This is a genomic window from Actinomyces sp. MRS3W, from assembly GCF_032465695.1.
Lineage (GTDB): Bacteria > Actinomycetota > Actinomycetes > Actinomycetales > Actinomycetaceae > Actinomyces.
This window is the reverse complement of the sequence record NZ_JAWDJJ010000042.1, coordinates 1-7078: the sequence shown is the minus strand read 5'-3', so window position 1 is coordinate 7078 and position 7078 is coordinate 1. Positions and strand designations below refer to the sequence as shown.

Genomic DNA, 7078 nt, shown 5'->3' with positions numbered 1-7078 from the left:
GGCGCGACGTCGTCGAGAACGCCATCGCCGCCGCCCTGCGCGACCCCCGCTTCCCGCCAGTGACTGCGGCCGAGTTGCCGTCCCTGCGGCTGGAGGTGTCGGTGCTCACCGCCCCGCAGCCCCTGGACGCGGCCAGCGAGCAAGACGTACTGCGGCGTCTGCACCCGGGCGTCGACGGCGTCGTGCTGCGTCTGGGAGCGCGGCGCGCCACCTTCCTTCCACAGGTGTGGCAGGAGCTGCCCGAACCGGAGCAGTTCCTGCGTCAGCTCAAGCGCAAGGCCGGCTGGTCGCCGGGGTTCTGGGATGAGGACCTGGTGGTGGAGACCTACCGCGTGCGCGCCTGGGAGGAGCCATGACCGCCCCGACGACGCCGGTCGCCCCCGGCGACACGGGATACACCGCCCGCTGGTGGCATCGGACGCAGGACGGACGCTTGCAATGCGACCTGTGCCCGCGCCACTGCCGGCTGCGGGACGGGCAGCGCGGATTCTGCTTCGTGCGCCAACGCTGCGGCGAGCGGATCGTACTGACCGCCTATGGGCGCTCCACCGGGCTGTGCCTGGACCCGGTGGAGAAGAAGCCGCTGGGCCACGTTCACCCCGGCAGCTCGGTGCTGTCCTTCGGGACCGCGGGCTGCAATCTGTCCTGCAAGTTCTGCCAGAACTGGGAGATCTCCACGGCTTGCAGCACCGCGGTGCTCAGCGCCGACGCCCCACCCGCGCAGGTGGCGCACCTGGCCGAGCAGGTGGGGGCACGGGCCGTCGCCCTGACCTATAACGATCCCGTCGTCTTCGCCGAGTACGCCATCGACACCGCCGCCGCCTGCCACGAGCGGGGACTACTCGCCTACGCGGTCAGCGCCGGCTGGATCTGTCAAGAGCCGGGGCTGGAACTGTTCGGCGCCGTCGACGCCGCCAATATTGACCTCAAGGGCTTCACCGATGACTTCTACCGGCGCGTCACCGGTGCCCGGCTCAAGGATGTCCAGGACACACTGGTGCGGGTGCGGGAGCGCACCTCCACCTGGTTGGAGGTGACCACGCTGCTCATTCCCGGGCTCAACGACTCACCTGCCGAGGTGAGTGCGCTGTCCACCTGGGTGTCGCGTGAGCTCGGTGCGGATACGCCCTTGCACTTCAGCGCCTTTCACCCCTCCCACCGCATGCTCGACCGTCCACGCACCCCGCCCGAGACCTTGAGGCGGGCGCGTGAGGTTGCGTTGGCGGCCGGGCTGCACTTCGTCTATATCGGCAACGTGCGCGACGAGGCCGGCTCCACCACGTACTGTCCCGGTTGCGGTCGGGCGGTCATTGAGCGCGCCGGCTACACCGTCGTGACCTACGCACTCGATGCGACGGGGGCTTGCACCCACTGCGGGCGGGTGCTGCCGGGCCTCTTCGACGCCGACGATCCCGGCGACTTCGGCACACGCCGCATCCCTCTGGCGGGATGGTGAGGCGACCCGCGGCACCGGGAACTGTCACCTTCCACTTGTCATCTCCCGGTCGAAGGTATTAGCGTCCGCTATAGAACACGTGCTCCGGGGTCGGTGAAAGTCCGAACCGGCGGTGACAGTCCGCGACCCGAGAGCGCCTCCCACCGGGATGGCGCAATCGGCTGAGCCGGTGAAATTCCGGTACCGACGGTGAAAGTCCGGATGGGAGGAGAACGTGGCACGCGTCCGGCGTCGCCGGCCGCTGGCGCGCACCCGCACGGGTACGCTGCCGCGGTGGTACCTGGATGTCGTGCCGTGCGGCGCCTGTGCGCACCGCCTGTCACCCCGGAGTGTTCCCGGGGCGGATGTCCCCGGGGAGCCGGAGAGGACACCGCGATGAGCACCGCCGCCGCAAGCCGCAGCAGGCTGGGCATCTTCCGCCGGGAAGCCGCCCCCACCGCCAGCCGGGGCGCGTCCTTTGCCTTCCCCCTCAACCCTGCGCTCGCCCTCGGCTTGGTACTGCTGGGCGTCTGGTGGGCGGTCACCCGGGCCGGGCTCATCCCGCCGGTGTTCCTGCCGGGCCCCATCGACGTGCTGCGCCGTCTCATCCTGGCTTTCACCGAAGGCGGCCTGGCCACCTACACGTGGGTGACTTTGCGCGAGGCCCTGCTCGGCTGCCTGGCAGCTGCCGCCCTGTCCCTGCCACTGGCCTGGACCCTGTACCGGTCCCGTGCCTTTTCCCGTGCCGTCCTGCCGTATGTAGCCGCCTCGCAGGCGGTGCCCGCCATCGCCATCGCCCCGCTGTTGGTTGTGTGGATCGGCTACGGCACCCTGCCCACCGTGGTGCTGTGCGTGCTCATGGTGTTCTTCCCCATTACCGTCACGGTGCTGCTGGGGCTGCGCGGTCTGGACGCCGACGTCATCGACGCCGCCCGCCTCGACGGCGCCCACGGGCTGTCACTGCTCATCTACATGGAGCTGCCCATGGCGCTGCCCTCCATCCTGTCCGGTCTGCGCACCGGCTTCACCTTGTCGGTCACCGGCGCCGTCATCGGTGAGATGACCATGGGCGGCGAGGGGCTGGGCATGGTGCTGGCCTCACAGCGGCAGACGGTCGACACCACTGGCCTGTTCTCCACCATCGTGGTGCTGTGTGTCATCGCCACCACCATCCACTGGGTACTGCATGAGCTGGAGCGGCGCAGCCGCGTCGTCGCCTCCATGCGCGGGCGCCGCGCCACCTGACCGCCTCAGCCAATTCCCCATTCCCCCAACCGCCTCACGGCAACGAAAGGAACCCCATGTCCGCTCCGTCCGCACCGGTCCTGCTCAACCGCCGTGCGCTGCTCACTGCCCTGGGTGTGGGCACGGCCGGTGTGCTGGCAGCCTGCGCCTCCGGCACCGGCTCCCAGTCCCAAACCGCCACGGCATCCGCATCCGCAGGCGGCCTGGTCATCGGCATGACCTACACCCCGAATGTGCAGTTCGCGCCGTTCTACCTGGCGGCGGCGGACGGCCAGTACGCGGAGGGCGTGTCCCTGCGCCACCACGGCGAGCAGGAGGGCCAGTTCGACGCGCTCCTGGCTGGCACCGAGCACATCGTCGTCGCCGGAGGGGATGAGGCGATTGTGGCCGCCTCCAATGGCAACGCGCTGGTCGTCATCGGCGGCTACTACCAGCGCTACCCCGGCTGCATCATCGTCCCCGAGGATTCCGATATCACTGACCTGGCGTCACTGGCCGGCAAGTCCATCGGCACCCCGGGCAAGACCGGGGAGACCTGGTACTCGGTGCTGGTGGCCCTATCCTCCGCCGGGCTGACCGAGGACGACGTCGATGTGCAGGAGATCGGCTACACCCAGCAGGCGGCTCTGGCCAGTGGCAAGGTCGACGCCATCGCCGGCTTCTCCAACAACGACGCCGTCCAGATCGCCCAGAACGGCATGCCGGTGCGCATCATCACCATCGGCGACCACGTCCCGCTGCTGGGCGCCTCCCTGGTCACCACACCGGAGGTGCTGGCGCAGCGACGTGCGGAACTGGAGGCGGCGGTGATGGCCTCCGCGGCGGGCATGACCACCTTTGTTGATGACCCGGACGCGGCCGTGGAGGCCACCAAGGAGTACGTACCGGACCTGGTGGATCAGACGCAGGCCGATCACGCCCGCGAGGTGGCCGTGGCCACCGGTGAGCTGGTGCGTCCCAGCGAGGACACCGTCATCGGCTCGCTTGTGCCCGAGCAGGTGGGGGAGACCATCGACTTCCTCGCCGGCCGCGGGCTGCTGGGGGAGACCACGGTGACGTCCGACGACGTGTGCGACCCGCTGCTGACCGCGTGACCCCCGTCCGGCTGCATGCACTGCAGCTCACCCAAACCGGCACGTTATTAGTGCCGGTTTCGGCATGTTATAAGTGCCGGTTTCGGTGATGCTGAGCCACGGGTCAGGCGCCTTGAGGCGCCTCGCCCTGCACCGGCCCGCCTGCGGACGTCCGGGTGGGCGGCTTACAGCCGGCAGGCGAGCAGGGAGGACACCAGGATGGCGCGCGCCCCGATGGCGTACAGCTCGTCCATGATGCGGTTGACGTCCTTGCGCGGCACCATGGCGCGCACCGCCACCCAGTCGGGATTCTGCAGCGGAGACACGGTCGGGGACTCGATGCCCGGGGTGATCTCGCTGGCCACGTGCAGACGGTTCATGGGGATGTCGTAGTCCACGAGCACATAGGAGCGTGCCCGCAGCACACCCTCCAGGCGACGCACCAGCGTGGCCAGGCCGGGCTCATCCCGGTACTGCTCGGTGGTGATGAGCACCGCTTCACTGGCGAGCAGCGGCTCGCCGAAGGTCTCCAGGCCGGCGGCGCGCAGCGTCGAGCCGGTCTCGACCACATCGGCGATGAGGTCCGCGACTCCCAACTGCACCGACGATTCCACGGCCCCATCCAGGTGGACGGTCTGGGCAGTGACCCCCTGCGAGGCGAGGTAGTTGCGCACCAGCACGTCGTAGGACGTGGCCACCCGCTTTCCCTCGACATCGGCGAGCGTGCGCATGGTGCCCACCGGCGCGGCAAAGCGGAAGGTGGAGCGGGCAAAGCCCAGCGGCAGGTGCTCGATGGCCTCCACCCCGGAGTCCAGGAGCAGGTCGCGTCCGGTGACGCCGGCATGCACCGTCCCCTGGCCGACGTAGACGGCGATATCGCGCGGGCGGAGGAAGAACAGCTCAACCTGGTTGGCGTCGTCGACTAAGACGAGCTCCCGGCCGGAGCGGCGGGTGCGGTAGCCCGCCTCGTCGAGCATGGTGGTGGCGGGCTCGGACAGGGAGCCCTTGTTGGGGACGGCGATGCGCAGCACAGTGATCCTGACTAGGTGAAAAGTGGAAGCGGGAAGAGATGGACAAGTCGCGGGGGAGTGGGGCGGGGGTCGGTCGCGCTCACAGGTACCGGTAGATGTCCTCAAGCGTGTAGCCCTTGGCGATCATCATGACCTGGGCATGGTAAAGCAGCTGGCTGAGTTCCTCACACGCGGCGGCGTCGGACTCGTGTTCGCAGGCCATCCAGGCCTCGGCCGCCTCCTCGACGAGCTTCTTGCCGATGAAGTGCACGCCGCGATCAAGCTCCGCGACCGTGCCGGATCCTGCGGGGCGGGTCTCGGCCTTGTGGCTCAGCTCGGTGAAAAGGTCCTCGAAGGTCTTCATGGCGTCAGCGTAGTGCAGCAGCGACGCGGGCCGCGTACCGTCCCGCGGCGGCCGCGGCCAGAAAGGCCGCTGCGTCCTCATCTAGGCCGCGCCCCATGGTGTGAAGGCGTACCCCGGTTTCCTGCTCGAGGGCCACCAGTGCCTCACGCAGTCCCGCTACAGAAACCTCCACGCGCCGATGGGTGCAACCGTGCCGGCGAGGGGCGCACAGCGCGTCGGCCTGGGCCCGTACCTGCTCGCCCAGGGCCCCCGGCAGACGGGGGACGACGATGTCTGCGGCGGCCAGCGCAACACGCCCATAGGCGGTAAGGGAGTGGTGTGAGATGCCCCGGTGCCGAGACCGGGCGTCCGCCTCAGACACCCGCAGGCAGGCGACCGGCTGCCCGCCCAGCACGCTGGCGGCATTGATGACGTCGCCGCAGGCAACCCCGGAGAACCCCCAGGGCGTGTCCGTGCCCAGGTTGCCGGGCCCCTGCGCCACCACGACGACGTCGGCGCCGAGCACATGCCGCGCGGCCAGCAGGCCGTTGTGAATGCTCACCGCTTCCAGGTCCCCGCCCCAGGCCTGGCCGACCGAGACGGTTCCCACCAGGCGGCCCGCCTGCTGCAGCCCGGCGACGATCCGCGAGTAGGGCAGCGGCAGGGCGCCGCCGTCGGTCATGACGTAGGCGACGCGCAGCTCCGGGCCCGCCTCGGCCTCGCGTGCAGCGTCATCCGGGGCGTACAGGCCGGCCACAATGGCGGGCAGCGCCGAATGCAGGTCCGCGACGACGACGGGCGCCCCCTCCAGTGTGAGCGAGTCGAGCGGCGCGGACAGCAGCGCGTGGGCAGCGGTATCCTGCTCATCGACGCCGGTGACCATGACCTGGTCGGGCATATAGCGGGCCTTGACGAGGTGACCGCCCGCCGGCGGATCCGGGGGCAGCACGCTCGGGCGGGCGGCCACCATGGCGTGCCCACCGGTGCCGAGCCCGCGGGCCAGCGCAGATACCTCCAGTCGCACCCACTCCCCGACCTCGGGCAGGCCGGTCAGCGACTCGTAGGCCACCGCCCGGCATGATGCGCCGGGCGTGAGTACCTCCGCCCCGGGCGGAGCCGAGGCAATGCGCACCTCCACCTCAGCGCAGCGCCTCCCCGGCTTCCCCCAGGTCCGCCGCGCACCGAGCACGTCGCCGTCGCGCCACATCATGGGCTCACCCTAAGCCAAGCCGGGCGTCATGCCCACGCGGCGGCCGCCCGAGCACCTAGGCTGCTGCCGTGGCCAGCACAGCATCCCCCACCGAATCTCACACCGGTCCGGCGGCGATTCCCGCCGAGGAGCGTCAAGTCAACCTGCTGCTGGCGCTGCGCCACACGGTCACGGGTTTGACCGCCGTGGAGATCACCCAGACGGTCACCGGCTACACGGGCGGGGACTCGGCACGGCGCATGTTCGAACGCGACAAGGGCGTGCTGCGTGACCTCGGCATCCAGATCACGACGACCGGCCAGGGGGAGGAGTCCCGCTATCGCATCACCGACGCCGACTATGTTCTGCCTGAGCTCGCTCTCACCGCGCCGCAGGCCGCGGCCATTGACCTGGCGGCCTCTGCCTGGCGCAGCGGTGCCCTCACCCCTGCCGCCCGACACGCACTGACGAAGATCCGGGCCGTAGCCGCCCCGGCCGCCGGGGACGCCCCGCTCCCGGACCTCAGCGTTGACATCGCCGGTGACGAGGTCCCCGCCGAGCTTGCCGCCGCCGTGGCGGAGCGCCGCCGGGTCAGCTTCGACTACGCCTCGGCCAGCTCCGGGCGGGTGCGGGCCCGCACCGTCGAGCCGCACCGGCTGCGCATGAGCGAGGGGGCCTGGTACCTCGACGCTCTGGACTGCCCGTCCGGGCAGCCACGCACCTTCCGGCTGGCCCGGATCGTCGGGAGGGTCTCCCTCGTGTCCGACGCCGCCGCCTTCACAC

General features: G+C 70.3%; 8 protein-coding genes and 1 riboswitch. Of the genes, 5 read left to right on the top strand and 3 right to left on the bottom strand.

Annotation, left to right across the window (positions count from 1 at the left end):
- The 4 genes from amrA to RWX45_RS01155 form a co-directional block, all read left to right on the top strand.
- On the top strand, window positions 1–356 hold a 356-nt coding region (gene amrA / locus RWX45_RS01170), incomplete at its 5' end, for an AmmeMemoRadiSam system protein A (RefSeq protein ID WP_316021963.1).
- On the top strand, window positions 353–1456 hold the full coding sequence (gene amrS / locus RWX45_RS01165) for an AmmeMemoRadiSam system radical SAM enzyme (protein ID WP_316021962.1): 1104 nt from the start codon (window positions 353–355) through the stop codon (window positions 1454–1456). The genes amrA and amrS, both read left to right, overlap by 4 nt.
- A 76-nt stretch (window positions 1457–1532) precedes the next feature.
- Window positions 1533–1673, top strand: a riboswitch (FMN riboswitch).
- A gap of 158 nt (window positions 1674–1831) precedes the next feature.
- On the top strand, window positions 1832–2680 hold the full coding sequence (locus RWX45_RS01160; protein WP_316021961.1) for an ABC transporter permease: 849 nt from the start codon (window positions 1832–1834) through the stop codon (window positions 2678–2680).
- 56 nt (window positions 2681–2736) lie between these two features.
- Window positions 2737–3774: an ABC transporter substrate-binding protein gene (locus RWX45_RS01155; RefSeq protein ID WP_316021960.1), complete on the top strand. Its 1038-nt coding sequence runs from the start codon at window positions 2737–2739 to the stop codon at window positions 3772–3774.
- Between the two features lie 164 nt (window positions 3775–3938).
- Here the strand turns inward: RWX45_RS01155 and hisG are convergent, their stop codons facing one another.
- From hisG to RWX45_RS01140, 3 genes are all read right to left on the bottom strand, one after another.
- Window positions 3939–4784, bottom strand: coding sequence for an ATP phosphoribosyltransferase (gene hisG, locus RWX45_RS01150; protein WP_316021959.1), 846 nt, complete (start codon window positions 4782–4784; stop codon window positions 3939–3941).
- Between the two features lie 79 nt (window positions 4785–4863).
- Complete coding sequence (locus RWX45_RS01145; RefSeq protein ID WP_316021958.1) at window positions 4864–5127, bottom strand: phosphoribosyl-ATP diphosphatase; 264 nt, start codon at window positions 5125–5127, stop codon at window positions 4864–4866.
- Window positions 5128–5131: 4 nt separating this feature from the next.
- Window positions 5132–6316, bottom strand: coding sequence for a DUF3866 family protein (locus RWX45_RS01140; protein ID WP_316021957.1), 1185 nt, complete (start codon window positions 6314–6316; stop codon window positions 5132–5134).
- 68 nt (window positions 6317–6384) lie between these two features.
- Here RWX45_RS01140 and RWX45_RS01135 point away from each other — a divergent pair.
- A partial coding sequence (locus RWX45_RS01135; protein ID WP_316021956.1) for a helix-turn-helix transcriptional regulator occupies window positions 6385–7078 on the top strand: 694 nt, incomplete at its 3' end.